The 16,845-nt window shown below is 63.8% G+C and carries 18 protein-coding genes; 7 read left to right on the top strand and 11 right to left on the bottom strand.

All coding sequences use genetic code 11. The features are described from left to right. Positions 1-128 precede the first annotated feature (128 nt). Positions 129-1,076, bottom strand: a complete 948-nt coding sequence (locus ABE456_RS04925; RefSeq protein WP_346642957.1) for a putative 2-dehydropantoate 2-reductase — start codon at positions 1,074-1,076, stop codon at positions 129-131. A gap of 230 nt (positions 1,077-1,306) precedes the next feature. Between ABE456_RS04925 and ABE456_RS04920 the strand changes: the two genes are divergently transcribed. Continuing rightward, positions 1,307-2,383 carry a 3-deoxy-7-phosphoheptulonate synthase gene (locus tag ABE456_RS04920; protein WP_085674649.1) on the top strand — a complete coding sequence of 359 codons (1,077 nt, stop codon included), beginning with the start codon at positions 1,307-1,309 and terminating at the stop codon, positions 2,381-2,383. Positions 2,384-2,519: 136 nt separating this feature from the next. On the opposite strand, the gene ABE456_RS04915 is transcribed toward ABE456_RS04920, so the two are convergent. After that, positions 2,520-2,801, bottom strand: coding sequence for a GNAT family N-acetyltransferase (locus ABE456_RS04915; protein ID WP_346642956.1), 282 nt, complete (start codon positions 2,799-2,801; stop codon positions 2,520-2,522). A gap of 515 nt (positions 2,802-3,316) precedes the next feature. Between ABE456_RS04915 and oprI the strand changes: the two genes are divergently transcribed. Then, positions 3,317-3,568: an outer membrane lipoprotei OprI gene (oprI, locus tag ABE456_RS04910; RefSeq protein WP_003259780.1), complete on the top strand. Its 252-nt coding sequence runs from the start codon at positions 3,317-3,319 to the stop codon at positions 3,566-3,568. A 132-nt stretch (positions 3,569-3,700) separates the two neighbouring features. On the opposite strand, the gene ABE456_RS04905 is transcribed toward oprI, so the two are convergent. The 3 genes from ABE456_RS04905 to ABE456_RS04895 form a co-directional block, all read right to left on the bottom strand. After that, positions 3,701-4,678, bottom strand: a complete 978-nt coding sequence (locus ABE456_RS04905; RefSeq protein ID WP_346642955.1) for a L,D-transpeptidase family protein — start codon at positions 4,676-4,678, stop codon at positions 3,701-3,703. A 113-nt stretch (positions 4,679-4,791) separates the two neighbouring features. After that, on the bottom strand, positions 4,792-5,082 hold the full coding sequence (locus tag ABE456_RS04900; protein ID WP_346642954.1) for a hypothetical protein: 291 nt from the start codon (positions 5,080-5,082) through the stop codon (positions 4,792-4,794). Positions 5,083-5,140: 58 nt separating this feature from the next. Further along, entirely contained in the window at positions 5,141-5,746 is a 606-nt protein-coding gene (locus ABE456_RS04895; RefSeq protein WP_346642953.1) for an arylesterase, read from the bottom strand. Between the two features lie 10 nt (positions 5,747-5,756). Between ABE456_RS04895 and ABE456_RS04890 the strand changes: the two genes are divergently transcribed. Both ABE456_RS04890 and ABE456_RS04885 read left to right on the top strand, forming a co-directional pair. Then, on the top strand, positions 5,757-6,440 hold the full coding sequence (locus ABE456_RS04890) for an ABC transporter ATP-binding protein (protein ID WP_016714756.1): 684 nt from the start codon (positions 5,757-5,759) through the stop codon (positions 6,438-6,440). Then, positions 6,440-8,947, top strand: a complete 2,508-nt coding sequence (locus ABE456_RS04885; RefSeq protein WP_346642952.1) for an FtsX-like permease family protein — start codon at positions 6,440-6,442, stop codon at positions 8,945-8,947. Before ABE456_RS04890 ends, ABE456_RS04885 begins: the two co-directional genes overlap by 1 nt. 126 nt (positions 8,948-9,073) lie before the next feature. Here the strand turns inward: ABE456_RS04885 and greB are convergent, their stop codons facing one another. The 4 genes from greB to ABE456_RS04865 form a co-directional block, all read right to left on the bottom strand. Next, a complete protein-coding gene (gene greB / locus ABE456_RS04880; RefSeq protein WP_346642951.1) occupies positions 9,074-9,547 on the bottom strand; it encodes a transcription elongation factor GreB in 474 nt (157 codons plus the stop codon). An 11-nt stretch (positions 9,548-9,558) separates the two neighbouring features. Continuing rightward, positions 9,559-9,867: a hypothetical protein gene (locus tag ABE456_RS04875; protein WP_346642950.1), complete on the bottom strand. Its 309-nt coding sequence runs from the start codon at positions 9,865-9,867 to the stop codon at positions 9,559-9,561. Positions 9,868-10,080: 213 nt separating this feature from the next. Next, entirely contained in the window at positions 10,081-10,518 is a 438-nt protein-coding gene (locus tag ABE456_RS04870) for a DoxX family protein (RefSeq protein ID WP_346642949.1), read from the bottom strand. A 113-nt stretch (positions 10,519-10,631) separates the two neighbouring features. Beyond that, complete coding sequence (locus tag ABE456_RS04865; protein WP_346643024.1) at positions 10,632-12,038, bottom strand: transglycosylase SLT domain-containing protein; 1,407 nt, start codon at positions 12,036-12,038, stop codon at positions 10,632-10,634. Between the two features lie 158 nt (positions 12,039-12,196). Between ABE456_RS04865 and ABE456_RS04860 the strand changes: the two genes are divergently transcribed. The 3 genes from ABE456_RS04860 to ABE456_RS04850 all read left to right on the top strand — a co-directional run bounded on the left by ABE456_RS04860 (position 12,197) and on the right by ABE456_RS04850 (position 15,049). Next, on the top strand, positions 12,197-12,994 hold the full coding sequence (locus tag ABE456_RS04860) for a TatD family hydrolase (protein WP_346642948.1): 798 nt from the start codon (positions 12,197-12,199) through the stop codon (positions 12,992-12,994). Positions 12,995-13,126: 132 nt separating this feature from the next. Next, complete coding sequence (locus ABE456_RS04855) at positions 13,127-14,605, top strand: methyl-accepting chemotaxis protein (protein WP_346642947.1); 1,479 nt, start codon at positions 13,127-13,129, stop codon at positions 14,603-14,605. A gap of 75 nt (positions 14,606-14,680) precedes the next feature. Beyond that, positions 14,681-15,049 (top strand): Mpo1-like protein, encoded by a 369-nt coding sequence (locus ABE456_RS04850; protein WP_346642946.1) that lies wholly within the window; start codon positions 14,681-14,683, stop codon positions 15,047-15,049. A 138-nt stretch (positions 15,050-15,187) separates the two neighbouring features. Here the strand turns inward: ABE456_RS04850 and ABE456_RS04845 are convergent, their stop codons facing one another. Next, entirely contained in the window at positions 15,188-15,985 is a 798-nt protein-coding gene (locus ABE456_RS04845) for a thioesterase family protein (RefSeq protein WP_346642945.1), read from the bottom strand. Between the two features lie 77 nt (positions 15,986-16,062). Continuing rightward, complete coding sequence (locus ABE456_RS04840) at positions 16,063-16,842, bottom strand: CHAD domain-containing protein (protein WP_346642944.1); 780 nt, start codon at positions 16,840-16,842, stop codon at positions 16,063-16,065. Positions 16,843-16,845: the final 3 nt, after the last annotated feature.

Genomic DNA, 16,845 nt, shown 5'->3' with positions numbered 1-16,845 from the left:
GACTGCCGCAACGGCAGAGCAAGCTTCAGCTTAGCAGTGCACCAGAGGCACGCTTTGCCGTCTGGCGCACTGCTGGCGTGGGCTGGAGGGCCCCTCAAGAGAGGCCGCCAAGGTCAAAAGCCGCTGCCTCAGCGCTGCCTGTCGCTGCTGTCGATGAAGCTCAGCGCCTGGTACAGCATTTCCATACGCGGCAAGCTGCAGCCTGCCGCACGCGCACGCGCCAGCGGCTCGGCATAGATGGCCTGCAGTTCGAGCGGGCGCTTGTGCGCATGGTCGTGGTACATGCTTGGCCAGTAGTCGGGCATGCGCTCGGTTACCTGGAACAGGTGCTCGGCATAGCCCTCGGGCAACACATGGCCGCAGGCTGCCGCGCCCTGCACCACCTCGGCCATCAAGGCCTGGATCAGATCGCGGCTGTGATTGTCTGCCATCAGCGGCGTGGTGCTGGCACCCAGCAGCACCGACAGGCCGTTGTAGGGCACGTTCCATACCAGCTTCTGCCAACGCGCCTGAGCCAGGTTGGCCATGGCCTGCGAATCGATGCCGGCAGCCTGGAACAACCCCGTGCCTTCATTGACCAGTGCGGCCCCGCCATCGCTGGCCGGGCCGCCGTGATACCCCAGGTTGACCGCACCCAAGGCCTGATGACGGATCACGCCAGGCGCCTGGCGGTTGACGCAGATGAAACACAGGCCGCCAAGCAGGTGCATGTCGCTGCGCAGCGCCGGGCGCAATTGCTCCTCCACGCCCAAGCCGTTCTGCAACAACACCACCTTGGCACCGGGCGCGGCCGCCTGCACGATCAGCGGCGCCAGCTGGTCGTTGCTGGTGGCCTTGGCACCGACCAGCAACCAGTCGCAAGGTGGCATGTCGGCGGCACTGGCATAGGCCTGCACCTTCATCTGCAGCGCGCCATGCACGGCACTGTCCACGACCAGCCCCTGCTCACGAACGGTTTGGTACTCGCTGCGCAACAGAAAGTGCACATCGAAACCGGCCCGGGCCAGCATCAACCCATAAAAGCCGCCGATGGCGCCGCTGCCAATGATGCCGATACGTGGTGTGCGCGGATGCATGCTGGTCTCCAGGTAAAAGTCAGCCCTCTTTTTACACAGGTTGCGCAGCGCTGGGCAGCCCATTCGCGGCAAATGCCTGCCATCACGGAAAAACCCCACACTGACTGGGCCCAGCCCATTGTCGCGCCACCTGTAACGCGCTAAGGTTCGGCTCCCCGCTGCGATTATTCTTGCTGCTGGGCCGCACGGGGATAGTTGGCGGCCGGCACCGTGACCTGACGAGTAACACGATGGCTGATTTACCGATCGATGACTTGAACGTTGCCTCCAACGAGACCCTGATCACCCCCGATCAGCTCAAGAAGGAAATCCCCCTCAGCGCCAAGGCCCTGCAGACCGTGACTGCCGGCCGTGAAGTGGTGCGCAATATTCTCGACGGCAAGGACCATCGCCTGTTCGTCGTGGTCGGCCCTTGCTCCATCCACGACATCAAGGCTGCCCACGAATACGCCGAGCGCCTGAAAGTGCTGGCCGAGGAAGTGTCCGACACGCTGTACCTGGTCATGCGCGTGTACTTCGAAAAGCCGCGCACCACCGTCGGCTGGAAAGGCCTGATCAACGACCCATACCTGGATGACTCGTTCAAGATCCAGGATGGCCTGCACATCGGCCGTCAGCTACTGCTGGACCTGGCCGAAATGGGCTTGCCGACCGCCACCGAAGCGCTCGACCCGATTTCCCCGCAGTACCTGCAAGACCTGATCAGCTGGTCGGCCATCGGCGCGCGCACCACCGAATCGCAAACCCACCGCGAGATGGCCTCGGGCCTGTCCTCGGCGGTCGGTTTCAAGAACGGCACCGACGGCGGCCTGACCGTTGCCATCAACGCCCTGCAGTCGGTGTCCAAGCCGCACCGCTTCCTCGGCATCAACCAGGAAGGCGGTGTATCGATCGTCACCACCAAGGGCAACCCGTACGGCCACGTGGTGCTGCGCGGCGGCAACGGCAAGCCGAACTACGATTCGGTCAGCGTCGCCCTGTGCGAACAGGACCTGGCCAAGGCCAAGATCAAGGCCAACATCATGGTCGATTGCAGCCACGCCAACTCCAACAAGGACCCGGCCCTGCAACCACTGGTGATGGAGAACGTCGCCAACCAGATCCTCGAAGGCAACCAGTCGATTATCGGCCTGATGGTCGAGAGCCACCTGAACTGGGGCTGCCAGTCGATTCCGAAAAACCTCGACGAGCTGCAGTATGGCGTGTCGATCACCGATGCCTGCATCGACTGGTCGGCCACCGAGAAAACCCTGCGCAGCATGCATGCCAAGCTGAAGGATGTGCTGCCGCAGCGCAAGCGCGGCTGATTGATGCAATAAAAAGCGGGGCCGCTTCGCGCCCCGTCGCGACACAAGGCCGCTCCTACAGGGGATCGCATAACCCTGTAGGAGCGGCCTTGTGTCGCGACGGGGCGCGAAGCGGCCCCGCTTTTTATTTACAGATTCAGACCTTGCTCGAATGCCGCTGCTGACGCTCCATGTAGCGCTCTACATACGAGCAGGACGGGATCACCGTATAGCCCATCTGCTCGGCGTACTCCAGGGCCCTTTCGGTCAGTGCGGCAGCAATCCCGCGGCCTCGCAGGGCGTTGGGCACGAAGGTGCGATAGATGTCCAGCGTCTGCTTGCCCAGATCCATGTACGTCAGATAGGCACGATGACCGTCCACGGTGGTCTCAAACTGATGACCGGCCTGGTCATGGTGGATGGTCAGCGTTTCGCTCATCACTACTCCTCGCAGGTCTTCTCGGCAGACCCATACCTTAACCGATGGTGGTTTATCCGGCACAGAATCCTCTACGCCACCTGTTGCCCCTTCGACCATTGGACGATTGCAATGGTTCGCATCCTCTGGCGCTCACAAGATAGTAGGCGCCGCAAGCGGGATTGCTCAAGGTGGCGACGGGTAAAACGGGTAAAAATGGAGAAAGCGCAGCAACAGCGACTTTTCCCTGCCTGCCAACAGCCGCCGGATGTTCTAGAGCTTAAGACGCTGAGGGACAGTTAAAGTCACCGTTAGTTCAACAAAAAAGTTCCTGTACTACAATCGCTTGCGCCCCCTGCACATTTTTTTCACATGGGCGTCGCAAATCTTGTCGGCGCCGCGTCAAGCAACATTTTTTTTGCAGTTCTTGCGCTCAGTCAGTTTACTTACTACAAGTAATGGGTACTATGTACGCCGGCCAGTTTCTCTTTTCCGAGAGATGGCTATTTAATAGAAAGTCCTTGAAGGGGAACACGATGAACAACGTTCTGAAATTCTCTGCTCTGGCTCTGGCCGCAGTTCTGGCTACCGGTTGCAGCAGCGTATCCAAAGAAACCGAAGCTCGTCTGACTGCGACTGAAGACGCAGCAGCTCGCGCTCAAGCTCGTGCTGACGAAGCCTACCGTAAGGCTGACGACGCACTGGCAGCCGCTCAGAAGGCTCAGCAGACCGCTGACGAAGCCAACGAGCGCGCTCTGCGTATGCTGGACAAAGCCAGCCGCAAGTAATAATCCTCACGGATTGTTAAGGAGCCGACCCACTTGTGGGTCGGCTTTTTTATTGCCTGCGCTCCAGGCAAACGCGGCAGGCAGAAACGAAAAGGCCTGCACTAAGGCAGGCCCGGGTGTCTCGCTAGTACCTTACTGCAGTTCGGGCGGAATGCTCGAAACCATCGGTGCGCCACCCTGGTTTTCGACCGGCACGGCAATTTCTACCGGCATGCCATCTTCTGCGGCCACCACGTCACGCACCATATCCCAGTTCATGCGCAGGTTATTGGCCAGGTCTTCGCGCTTGAGCAAGGCGTTGATAACCGCGGTGTGTTTGTCGACTACCGACGGATTACCCTGGTCGTCCAGCGGCGTGTGCGCCTCCAGGTAGACCTTGCCGCCACTGATGCCGAACTTGTAAGGCTCGTTGATGATGCGCACCGGCGTACCCACCGGCACCAGCTTGGACAGTTCCAGCACGTTGTTGTTGAGCATGCGGAAGCAACCGTGGCTGGTACGCATGCCAATACCGAACTTCTTGTTCGAACCGTGGATCAGGTAGCCTGGCACGCCCAGGGTGAACTTGAACGGCCCCAGCGGGTTGTCTGGACCGGCCGGCACTACGGCCGGCAGGATGTCACCGTCCGCCGCGTGCTCTTTGCGGATCGAAGCGGGCGGCGTCCAGGTCGGGTTAGGCGTCTTGGCGGTGATCTTGGTGTTGGCGATCGGCGAACCCCAGCCCTCACGGCCAATGCCAAGCGGGAAGGTGTACACCACACTTTGGCCTTTCGGGTAGTAATACAGGCGATACTCGGCCAGGTTGATGACTACGCCTTCACGCGGACCTGGCGGCAGAATGTAGCGGGTCGGCAGGACGATCTCGGTGCCGGCACCTGGCAACCAGGGGTCGACACCCGGGTTGGCGGCGATCATTTCCAGGTAGCCGAGGTCGTTGGCAGTGCCGATATCGGCGAACGTATCCTCGTATTTTGCCTTGATCGCATGCACCTGGCCGACGATGTCTTCACCGGGCGGTGGCAGTGGCAGCTCCAGCGCAGCAGCGGGGCCCGCTACCAGCAGGGCGGCCAGGGACAGGCTACGGGTGACGACAGGAAAGCGCGGCAACATCCGGTAAATCCTTCGAAAGGTGGGTCAAGAGGATCGATTGTACACCCGCACCGATGCAAGCGGGAGGCATTGGCGCCATGCAAGCGTTTCAGATGATGAAAGGTGCCTGGCGTTCAGCTGCCCTGCAGCTCTGGCCAGACCGGGCGCATGCCGCGCCGCTGGGCATCGAGGATGGCGCGGCACAGGTCACACAAGCGGCCGTCGCGGTAGATCGAACGCGGCACCCCCGACCAACGCGGCTGCGCCGGCAACAGGCCGCCGCACAGGGTACGGTCGACCGGCACGCCCAGCTCGAGCTGGCGAGCCACCAGGTGGACGCGGATTTCCTGGCAAGCGAACAGGTCGAGCTGCTCATCGGGCTCGATCAGTTGGTAGGCGAACAGGGACCAGGCAGGGCGCGGCATCGGGGGCACTCGAAACGGGGGGCGCAACATTAGCCGAAAGCCGGCGCCGTTTAAAGCGTCAGAGCAAGGGTTTTATCGCCGGCCAGGCATTTTCCAGCAAGCGCTGCTGGGCAGCCTGGGCCGGGTGGATGCCATCGGCCTGCATGAGCTCAGGCACGCCCCCTACCCCCTCGAGGAAAAACGGCACCAACGGCACTTGTTTGTCCGCCGCCAGCTGTTCATACACCTGGGCGAAGGCGTTGGTGTAGCGCACACCATAATTGGGCGGCAGGCGCATACCCAGCAGCACTACCTTGGCCCCGGCCTTGCGCGCGCTTTCGATCATCGAGGCAAGATTTTGTTGCAATTGCGCGGGTGGCTGCCCGCGCAGGCCATCGTTGCCACCCAGTTCCAGTACCACCAGGCTTGGTTTGTGCGCTGCAAGCAGCGCCGGCAGCCGTGCCTGGCCACCTGCACTGGTGTCGCCGCTGATCGATGCGTTGACCACTTTGTCATCAAAACCTTCGTCCCTGAGGCGGGCCTGCAACAAAGACACCCAGCCCTGGCGGGTATCCAGGCCAAAACCGGCGCTGATACTATCGCCGACAACCAGCAGTGTTCCCGCCGCCGCGCTCTGGGCCAGGCAATACAGGGCCAGACCGGCACTCAACCACCACACTCGCATCGGATTCTCCATGGGCCCCAGCATTCTCGTTGCGCAGAACCTTAGCAAAGTGGTCCCCAGCGCGGAAGGTGACCTGACTATCCTGCACGCGCTCTCCCTCGACCTGGCCCAAGGCGACAGCCTGGCCATCGTCGGCGCTTCGGGCTCGGGCAAGTCGACCCTGCTCGGCCTGCTCGCCGGCCTCGACCAGCCCAGCGCTGGCAAGGTCATCCTCGCCGGCCACGACCTGGGGCCACTGGATGAAGACCAGCGCGCCCGGGTGCGCGCCGAACATGTGGGCTTCGTATTCCAGTCGTTCCAGTTGCTCGACAGCCTCAACGCCCTGGAAAACGTCATGCTGCCTTTGGAGCTGGACGGCCGCCGCGACGCTCGCGAACACGCCCGCACCTTGCTGGAACGGGTCGGCCTGGGCAAACGCCTGAGCCACACCCCACGTCAGTTGTCAGGGGGCGAGCAGCAGCGGGTGGCCATCGCCCGCGCCTTCGCCGCGCAACCGGCAGTGCTGTTCGCCGACGAGCCCACTGGCAACCTCGATAGCCATACCGGCGAGCGCATCAGCGACCTGCTGTTCGAACTGAATAAAGAGCGCGGCACCACGCTGGTGCTGGTCACCCATGACGAACGCCTGGCCCGGCGCTGCCGGCGCCAGATCCGCCTGGACGCGGGCCGCCTGGTGGCGCCGGTGGAGGCCTGATGACCCACATGCCATTGTCCCGCCTGTGCGGCCTGGCCCTGCGCCAGTTGCTGCGCGACATTCGCGCCAGTGAAGTGCGCGTGCTGTTCTTCGCCCTGCTGGTGGCCGTGGCGGCCAGCACTGCCATCGGCTATTTCGGCGCCCGCCTCAACGGTGCCATGCAACTGCGTGCCAGCGAGTTCCTCGGCGCCGACCTGGTGCTGCAAGGCAGCGCCCCGGCCCGCGAGCAACAGATTGACGCCGGCAAGGCGCTTGGCTTGCGCCACGCTCAGGTGGTCGAGTTCACCAGCGTGGTGGGCGGCGACAAGGGTATTCAGCTGTCCAGCGTCAAGGCTGCCGATGGCGCTTACCCATTGCGCGGGCAAGTGCGCAGTGCCCCGGCACCCTATACCGAGGAAACGCCCGGCGGCGGCCCGGAGCCTGGCGAGGCGTGGGTCGAACCGCGCTTGCTGGCGGCACTGGGGCTGGCGATTGGCGACAGCATCGACGTGGGCATGAAAACCCTGCGCATGAGCCGCGTACTCACCTACGAGCCAGACCGCGCCAACAACTTCTATAGCCTTACCCCACGGGTGATGATGAACCTGGCTGACCTGCAAGCCACCGGCGTGATCCAGCCGGGCAGCAGGGTCACCTACCGCGACCTGTGGCGCGGCGATGCCGAGGCGCTGGGCAAATACCGTCAGACCGTGGAAAAAGACCTGGCCGCCAACCAGCGGTTGCGCGACACCCGCGATGGCAACCAGCAGATCGGCGGCGCCCTGGGCAAGGCCGAACGCTACCTGAACATGGCCAGCCTGGTGGCGGTGTTGCTGGCCGGGGTCGCGGTGGCCTTGTCGGCCAGCCGCTATGCCGCACGGCGCCTGGATGCCAGCGCCCTGTTGCGCTGCCTGGGCCTGTCGCGCCGCCAGGCGCTAGGCCTGTATTGCCTGCAGTTGGCCATGCTTGGCCTGGTCGCCGCCCTGGCTGGCGCCCTGCTCGGCTGGCTGGCCCAGCTGGGCCTGTTCCGCCTGCTGCATGGCCTGCTGCCAAGCGAGGTGCCCGCCGGTGGTATCGTCCCGGCCCTGGCCGGCATCGCTACCGGGCTGGTTGCCTTGGCTGGCTTCGCCCTGCCGCCGATTGCCGCCCTGGGCCAGGTGCCGCCACTGCGGGTGCTGCGCCGTGACCTGCTGCCAATACCGCCCAGCAGTTGGCTGGTGTACGGTGCGGCCTTGTTCGCCCTGGGCCTGATCATGTGGCGCCTGAGCCTAGACCTGTTACTCACCTTCGCCCTGCTGGGTGGTGGCCTGGTTGCCGCGCTGCTGCTCGGCGGTTTGCTGTTGCTCGGCTTGCGCAGCCTGCGCCAGTTGCTGGCCGGGGCGCCACTAACCTGGCGCCTGGGGCTGGGCCAGCTGTTGCGCCACCCCATGGCGGCGGCCGGCCAAGCCTTGGCCTTCGGCCTGATACTGCTGGCCATGGCCCTGGTCGCCCTGCTGCGCGCGGAGCTGCTCGACACCTGGCAGGCGCAGTTGCCCAAGGATGCACCCAACCATTTCGCCCTGAACATCCTGCCGGATGACCGTGAACCATTCGCCCAGCGCCTGCACCAGGTCAACGCTGCATCGGCACCGCTGTACCCGGTAACACCTGGCCGCCTAGTGCAAATCAATGAGCAACCGGTGCAGCAAATCGTCAGCAAGGACTCGGCAGGCGAGCGCGCCGTACAGCGCGACCTCAGCCTGACTTGGGCCGCCGAGCTGCCTGAGGGCAACACACTGGCCGCGGGCAGCTGGTGGCAAGCCTTGCCAGCCGACGATGAAATCCCAGGGGTCTCGGTGGAAGCACAACTGGCCAGTAGCCTGAAACTGCAACTGGGCGACCTGCTGACCTTCGACATTGGCGGCCAGCAGCGCCAAGCCAGGGTCAGCAGCCTGCGCAGCGTGCACTGGGACAGTTTCCAGCCTAACTTCTACATGATCTTCCAACCCGGCACGCTGCAGGGGCTGCCAACCACCTACCTGACCAGCTTCTACCTGGCACCGGGGCATGACCTGGATGTAGTGGCGCTGTCGCGGGCGTTCCCGGCAGTGACCATCTTGCAGGTGGACGCCCTGCTCGATCAGCTGCGCAGCATCCTCGCCCAGGTCACCCTGGCGGTGGAGTATGTGTTGCTGTTCGTGCTGGCGGCCGGGTTGGCGGTGCTGTTCGCCGGGTTGCAGGCCACACTGGACGAACGCATCCGCCAAGGCGCCTTGCTGCGTGCGCTGGGGGCGGCGCGGCCATTGTTGGTCAAGGCACGGCGTATCGAATTCGGCTTGCTGGGCGCGGCTAGCGGGCTACTGGCCGCAGTGGGATGTGAGCTGATTACCCTGGTGCTGTACCGCTATGCGTTCGACTTGCAGTGGAGCCCGCATCCGTGGCTGCTGGTGCTGCCGTTGGCGGGGGCGCTGCTGGTGGGTGGCGCGGGGGTGCTGGGCACGCAGCGGGCGCTGAATGCCAGCCCGTTGGCGGTGTTGCGGGAGAGTTGAGGCTTACCTGTGCCGGCCTCTTCGCGGGTAAACCCGCTCCCACAGGTACTGCATCATCCTCGAAGGTTGTGCAACTCCTGTGGGAGCGGGTTTACCCGCGAAGAGGCCCGCACAGGCAACATCAATTTACTGGCCGTAAGTGATGCTGTTCACATACCAGGTCGCTTCACCGGTAGGCGTATGCACCACCACCTCATCACCCTCCTCCTTCTTCAGCAGGGCACGGGCCATGGGTGAGTCGATCGAGATGTAGTCATTGCGCCCATAGATCTCGTCATAACCAACGATGCGAAACTTCATGGTCTCGCCTTCGTCGTTCTCGATCTCTACCCAGGCACCGAAAAACACCTTGCCCTCCTGCTGTGGCGAGTAAGCCACCACCTTCACATCTTCAAGACGCTTGCGCAGGTATCGCACCCGGCGGTCGATTTCGCGCAGCAGCTTTTTGTTGTACTGGTAGTCGGCATTCTCGCTGCGGTCACCCAGCGACGCCGCCCAGGCGACCTTCTGGGTGATTTCCGGGCGATACACCCGCCACAGGTGGTCAAGCTCTTTCTTCAGCGCCTCATGGCCTTCCGTGGTGATGATGTTGGTGCTCAACAGCGCGCTCCTCAGCGGCGGGTAATCAGGCCTTGGCGCGCGATGCGGGTGAGATGGCCGATGACTTCGGCGGCCTCTTCCGGCGCCGGCGCCTGAATTACGGCCAGGTCGAAGCGGTCGTTGCCATATTGCTCGAGGTGGCCGCCGGTATCGGCGAACTGGATCAGGAACGCACGCGCCTGGCCCTTGCGCCGGGACAGGCCTTCGAGGTGACGCAAAAGAGTGGGCTGATGCTGGCCGCCGAGCAGAATGCGCGGTGTGCGGGTCGCCTGGCTGGCAGGCAAAGGGCTCAAACAGACACTGGTACGTGGGCAACTCATGGAGTTTCTCTCCGCCTCGCAAATCCCGCTGGGCAGCGGTGGGAGGCGTCACCGAACCAGCGCTTTAGCGGTATTTCGGATGACCCGGAGGTGGGGCTTTCCTGCGCCCCGCAAGTAGCTGTTTAAATCGGCGCAGGCGGTATGCTAGAGCTACAAGCGACAAGATACAAGCCTCAATCCGTATGAGGCCTGTATCTTGTCATTGGCGACGTATCAGCGAGCGATCAGGCGGTCCAGCGAGAAGCGGCCAGCCCCTTCGATCATGACTGCAACAGTGCCGGCCAGCAGCGCCAAGGCAAACTCATAACCGTTGTTCGACATGAACAGGCCATTGCCGATGTGCACCGAGAAGATCGCCACCACCAAGGTGACGGTCAGCGCCAGGGCCGCCGGGCGGGCCAGCAGGCCGATCACCAGGGCCAGGCCACCGAAGAACTCGGCACTACCGGACAGCAGGGCCATCAGGTAACCCGGGGCCAGGCCGATGCTTTCCATCCACTGGCCGGTGCCTTCCAGGCCATAGCCGCCGAACAGGCCGAACAGTTTTTGCGCGCCGTGCGCCATGAAGATGATGCCAACCAGGATGCGGATTACGCTGAGGCCAGTGCCGGCGCGGGTGGAGAACAGGGCGTTGAGAGTAGTGTTGTTCATGTTGAAGCGTCCTTGAAGCGAAGAAGTTGTGTTGGGATGGGCGCCATGATAATCAATTCAATAGATATGAAAATCGCAAAAAACCCAACATAACAATCGATAAAATCGATTTGTCAGCGTTTGGCTACTCGCTCCAGCACGGCACGCTCGCGGTTGAACGCCAAATAGTACTTGTTGACGCTGTTGACGAAGTTGACCGGCCCCATGCCCACCTGCTCCATGGCAATACGCTCGGTCTGGAAGAACCACTGATTGCCGTTAAGCCCGCGCCGCCGGGCTTCCGCGCGCATGGCCTGGACCCGCTCGGGGCCGAGGTTGTAGGCAGCCAACACGAAGGCCATGCGCTCACGCTCGTTGATCTTGGCACTGGCAAAGAACTTGCGCCGGATCAGCGCCAGATAGCGGGCGCTGGCCTGAACATTGCCATCCACCGTGGCGGTGTTGCTCACCCCCACGCGCTGGGCCGCCGAAGGGGTGATCTGCATCAGGCCATGGGCACCACCACTGCCGCGCGCAGCCGGGTTGAGGGTGGATTCCTTGAAGGCCAACGCAGCCAAGTTGAGCCAATCGATCTGCTGCGCCTCACCGTGCTTCTGCAGCACCGCCCGCAGTGAGGCAAGCCGCTGGCGGTCCTTGCTGGCCAGCGGGTTGTGCACTCGGTACTGGCGGCGGTAAATGCGCTCGAACGCGGCATCCTGGTTGTCCGGCGCGCGGTAGCCCTGCAAAAAGCGATCAACCGCGGCCAGCAACTGCGGCGCATCGCGCCCCACATACCAGCGCATGGCTTGTGGCGCCCCCAGGTGTACGCGGCTATCCAGGCGCAGGCGCGGCATCACTCGGGCCCAGCGCCGGGCAATCGGCTGCTCGACCACGGTCAGGTGATAGATGCCGGCCTGGACCATTTCCAGCACATCCTCCACCGCCAGCGTCGAGTCGACCCATTCCACCTTGATCGGCGCCCGCTTGCGCAGTGCCAGTTGCTGGTTGACCTGCTGGATCAACGGGCCGGCGGCACTGGCACTGGTCAAGGCTACGGTGCGCCCGGACAGTTGTTCCACATGGCTGAAACTGCGCTCGCCTTTGCGCCCCACCAGCAACAGCGGTACCTGATCGAGGATCGGCGCACTGCTGCTGACCGCCCGCACCAGGCTCGGGTCGAGCAATTCACCCGGCGCGGCCAGGTCACCCTCACCGCGGGCCAAGGCGCCCAGCAACTGCTCCTTGGCCCGCGGGACCAGCTTGAGCTGGATCTGCTGGCCATCGGCGGCGCGGGCGTTGAGGTAATGCTCCAGGGCGCGCAGGCGATAGTATTCGATGCCGACCGGCTCGCCCTTGATTTCACCGGAGCTGTTGCGGCTTTGGTTGACCAGCACCCGCAGCACCTTGCTGGTGCGAATCTGTTGCAGGTCACGCACCTTGGCGGGGGGGATATTCTGCTGCGGCCCCGGCAGGCGCGCGTGGGCGGGGCCCGCCAAGGCCAGCCCAAGCGACAGCAGGAAGATAAGCCAGCATCGCAGCATGCGAAAACGTGTCCATGGTCGGTGGGCGGCATCCATGGGATTGCACCGCCAAGTGAGAAATGACGGTAAAAGACCACGGCAACAGCATGAAGTTCTTGGTTTTTTCAGAAAAACGCGGTTTTTGCTATGCTGGCCGCCCCGCGGCACGAGTTAGCACCATGCAACTGATCGATATCGGCGTCAACCTGACCAACAGCAGTTTCCACGACCAGCAGGCGGCAATCGTCGAGCGCGCCCTTGAGGCGGGGGTCACGCAAATGGTGCTGACCGGCACCAGCCTGGCAGTCAGCGAACAGGCGCTGGAGCTGTGCCAGCAGCTGGATGCGAGCGGTGCGCACCTGTTTGCCACGGCAGGCGTACACCCCCACGATGCCAAAGCTTGGGATGCCGGCAGCGAGCGCCAGTTGCGCCAGCTGCTGAATGAGCCGCGTGTGCGCGCCGTGGGCGAATGCGGCCTGGACTTCAACCGCGACTTCTCCCCTCGCCCGCTGCAGGAAAAAGCCCTGGAAGCCCAACTGGCAATCGCCGCAGAGCTACGCCTGCCAGTGTTCCTGCATGAGCGCGATGCCAGCGAACGCTTGCTGGCGATCCTCAAGGATTACCGCGACCACCTGACCGGTGCCGTGGTGCACTGCTTTACCGGCGAGCGCGACGCACTGTTCGCTTACCTGGACATGGACCTGCACATCGGCATTACCGGCTGGATTTGCGACGAACGCCGCGGAACGCACCTGCATCCGCTGGTGGGCAACATTGCCGAAGGGCGGCTGATGCTGGAGAGCGATGCGCCCTACCTGCTGCCCCGCAGCCTGCGGCCCAAGCCGAAGAACGGGCGCAACGAGCCAGCGTTCCTGCCAGAGGTATTGCGCGAAGTGGCCTTGCACCGGGGTGAGCCGCTGGAGCACACCGCAGCACATACCACGGCGACGGCGCGGGCGTTTTTCCAACTGCCCTGAACCAGACGCGATCCGTTGCAGGAGCGCGCCAGGCCCTTTCTTGATACACATCAAGAAAGGGCCTGGCTTGGGCAGGCACAATGATGGCACCTTGCCAATATTGTTCCCGCTCAACTCAGAGAAGACCTGCCCATGGGTGCCTGGCTTAGCAATGTTTCCCTGAAGTACAAGTTCTGGGCCGTCAACGCGGTGGCCTTTGTCACGACCTTGCTGCTGGTGCTCTATGCCGTGCACCTGGAGCAGCGCGCCCGCGCCGAAGCGGCGCAGGCCCAGGCGGCGGCACAAGCCCAGCTGCTGGCCGCCTGGCCAGCCGGGCAGCCGCTGCCCCGCCCGGCCAACGTCATCAGTTGGTCAGCCGGGCAAACGCCTACCTTTGCGGGTGAACCCCTCGAGGCCCTGCGCAATGCCCAGGGCTGGGTCGAACTACCCGCAGCCCAGGTCCTCGGCAACAACCCGCTGCATGGCGCGCAGGTACTGCGCAACGGCGACCAGCAAGTGGCTGTGCTGGCCCAGTCGCCAAGCCTGCGCCAGGTGTTCTTCGACCGTTTCGGCAATTACGCTGTTTGCGTGCTGATCCTGATGCTGGCCATGCTCGGGGCGTCGCAGTTGCTGATCCGCTTCCTGCTCAGCCAGCTCAACACCCTCAAGGACGTGATGCTGCACGTGGAAAAAACTGGCGACCTGGCGGCGCGCGTGCCACTGGCCTGTGGCGACGAAGTCGGCCAGATGGCCGGGGCCTTCAACGCCATGCAGGCAACCTACCACCGCGTGGTCAGTACCGTTGCCCACACCGCCGCAAAGCTGGACTCGGGTGCCGCGCGCCTGGCCGCCAGCATGAGCGACGTGCGCCACGGCATGCTTGGCCAGCAGAGCGAGACCGACCAGGCGGCCACCGCCATCAACGAAATGTCGGCGACGGTGTACCACATTGCCCAGCATGCTGGCGCCACCCGTGACCTGTCACAAACCGCCGACAGCCTGGCCGGCAGTGGCAAAGAAGTGGTCAGCCGGGTGCAGGACTCGATTTCCGGGCTGTCCAGCGGCGTGCAGCAAACTGCCGAGATGATTCGTCAGCTGGCCGAAGACAGCCAGAAAATAAACGGTGTGGTCAGTGTGATCCACAGCATCGCCGAACAGACCAACCTGTTGGCGCTCAACGCCGCCATCGAAGCCGCGCGCGCCGGCGACCTGGGCCGTGGCTTTGCCGTAGTGGCCGATGAGGTGCGCAACCTGGCCAAGCGCGTACAGACCTCCACCGACGAGATCACCACCATGGTCTCGGCCCTGCAGTCGGGCACCCGCGATGCGGTGGAGTTCATGCAGGAAAGCTCATACAAGGCCGACGATTGTGTCCGGCAGGCCCAAGAGGCCGGTGAAGCGCTGGCCGAGATTACCGGCGCCGTAGCGCAGATGCGTGAAAGCAACACCCAGATTGCCGTGGCAGCCGAGCAGCAAAGCCAGGTGGCCGAGGAAATGAACCGCGCCGTGGTGAGCATCCGCGATGTCACCGAACAGACCGTGCAGCAGACGGTGGGCTCGGCGACCACCAGCAGCGAACTGGCGACCCTGGCTGGCGAGCTGAACAAGGCCATTGGCCAGCTCAAGCTATAGTCGCCATAGCCAGCCTCGATTGGCCCCCGCCCGGGGCCCGCACTAAGCTTTGGGCATTACCGTGAGGAAATGCCCATGAGCAAACGCCTGCCCAACCTGCCCGCCTGGCAATGGCGCGGCTACCACCATAATCACCGCCACCCGACCAACCTGGTGCTGCACCTGATTGCCGTGCCGCTGTTCATTCTGGGTGCGCTGCTGGTGCTGTCTGGCCTGTTCGGCCTGGACCTGGGCCAGATAGCCGTTGGCATCATTGCCTTGATTGCCGGCCTGGGCCTGCAGCGCCAAGGCCACCGCCTGGAAGCTGAACAGCCCGAGCCGTTCGCCAACCGCCAGGATGCCGTGCAGCGCCTGCTGACCGAACAGTTCATCACCTTTCCGCGCTTTGTGTTGAGCGGGGCCTGGTGGAAGGCCTGGCGTGAACGGCATAAGCATCGGCATTGATGCCATGGGGCTGCTTTGCAGCCCAATCGCGACGCAAGGCCGCTCCCACAGGAGTCGCGCATGTCTTGGAGCTTGCGCGCCCCCCTGTGGGAGCGGCCTTGCGTCGCGAAAGGAGCGCGTAGCGCTCCAAGGGGTCGATCAGGCAAACACGGTCACAGTCTGTCGGCTCAAGGCCAGCAGCTCGCCCTGCGCCGTCCACAGTGCTGCAGCAGCGTGCCCATAACCATCCCGCGCATGCTCCGTTTCCACGCAATACCGGCACCAGTCCAGCGTCGACAGCTGCGCCGTGGGCTGGATGAATTCGATGGTCCAGGTCAAGGTACTGCCGGCAGCGGGTTGCTTGAGAAACGGCATCAAGCTTGGCGGCCAGGCGTCGACCAAGGCCAACAAGTGCGCCTCGTTGACCTGCTCCTCGGCCACATCTCGCAACCGCACCCAACCGCCCATCTTGCGCGATTGATTGCCACTGAACGGCAGCCCACCCACCGCCCAGCGCAAGGCCACGTGCCGCATGAACTCCGGCGTGACACCTTTGATGTAGGGTAACTCCGGGGCCGCGTCTTCGAGCGCTTTCATTTCCATGGCCGGCAACGCCGGCACCTCGACCACCGAAGGCCGACCGGCGCCGAAATTGCCCTGTACCAGGGTCACCACCTGGCCATCCTGAATGGCGCGCCCCAGCAACGTGCTGACTGCCTTGCCTTCCCGTAGTACCTCCACCTCGAAGCGCACTGGCACATCTGCCGCTGCCGGCGCCACGAAGCTGATGGCCAGCGAGCGCACAGGGCGGCTGTCGCTGAGCTTCAGGCGCATGGCCTCATACACCATGGCCGCCATCAGTCCGCCAAAGGCGGCACGGCCCTGGGCCCAGCTGGGGGGTATGCTGACAGCCTCGGGGTTGGCCCGCACGGCGTCGAGCAGTTGGTTGAAATTCATTGGCCGGCTCCTGCCTACAGCGAAAAAGGTCTGCCCATCCTAGCCAGCAAACCGCAGGCAATCAGCCCGCATATCGGTCATTTTTCGGGCTTGCGCCGCGCCAGCGCCTGCTGCAGGGCATCCAGCGTCACATCCGACTGTTGCTCAGCCTCGTGCAGTTCCTGCTCCCAAGCGACTTTGCACGGTGCCAGGTCGCCCTGCTCACGTGCCTGCAACAACCACTGCAGGCGGTCGTGCCAATCGCCCAGGTCGCCCTGTGCCTTTTTCAGCAAGCGCTGCAGTTTCTTGCCCGCGTGCTCAAGCTGCGGGTAAGCCTCGTCGCCATAGCGCGCACGCTTGATCAGCAAACGCAGGCGATGGCGATCATGGGCGGGGTCCTGCAGGGCTTCATGCAATGTGCGCCACTGCTTGACCAGGCGCTTGTCGATGCGCTTGTCCAGCGACTTGACCAGGCCCTCGCGCCCAGCCGCACGCAGGAACAGCGGAAACGCATCGACAATCGCCAGCACGCGGGCCAACTGTGGGCTGGCAGCAACGCTGGCGAAGGTTTTGCCACGCCCTTCCAGGCGCCGCTGCCCCGCCGCGTCATACCCGCGCCCGATCAGTTCGGCTGCCAGCACCTCGCGGTCCCGCAGCGGCGTGGTCAAGGTACCCAGCGCGCTGGCGGCATCCTCCAGCTGCTCTACCCCTGGCAGCCCACGCAGTGGCCGCAGCAGGCTGCGCAGGCGCCGCACGCTGATGCGCAGGTCGTGCAAGGCCTCGCTGTCGGTATCGGCAGCCAGGCGTTCGCGGCAAGCCAGCAGGCGCACCTGCAAGGCCACTATCTGGGCAACCACATGATCGAGCATGGCGGACATACA

This window comes from Pseudomonas sp. TWI929 (assembly GCF_039673335.1).
Classification (GTDB): domain Bacteria; phylum Pseudomonadota; class Gammaproteobacteria; order Pseudomonadales; family Pseudomonadaceae; genus Aquipseudomonas.
The sequence above is the reverse complement of the archived record's forward strand: the minus strand, read 5'-3'. Positions and strand labels throughout refer to the sequence as shown.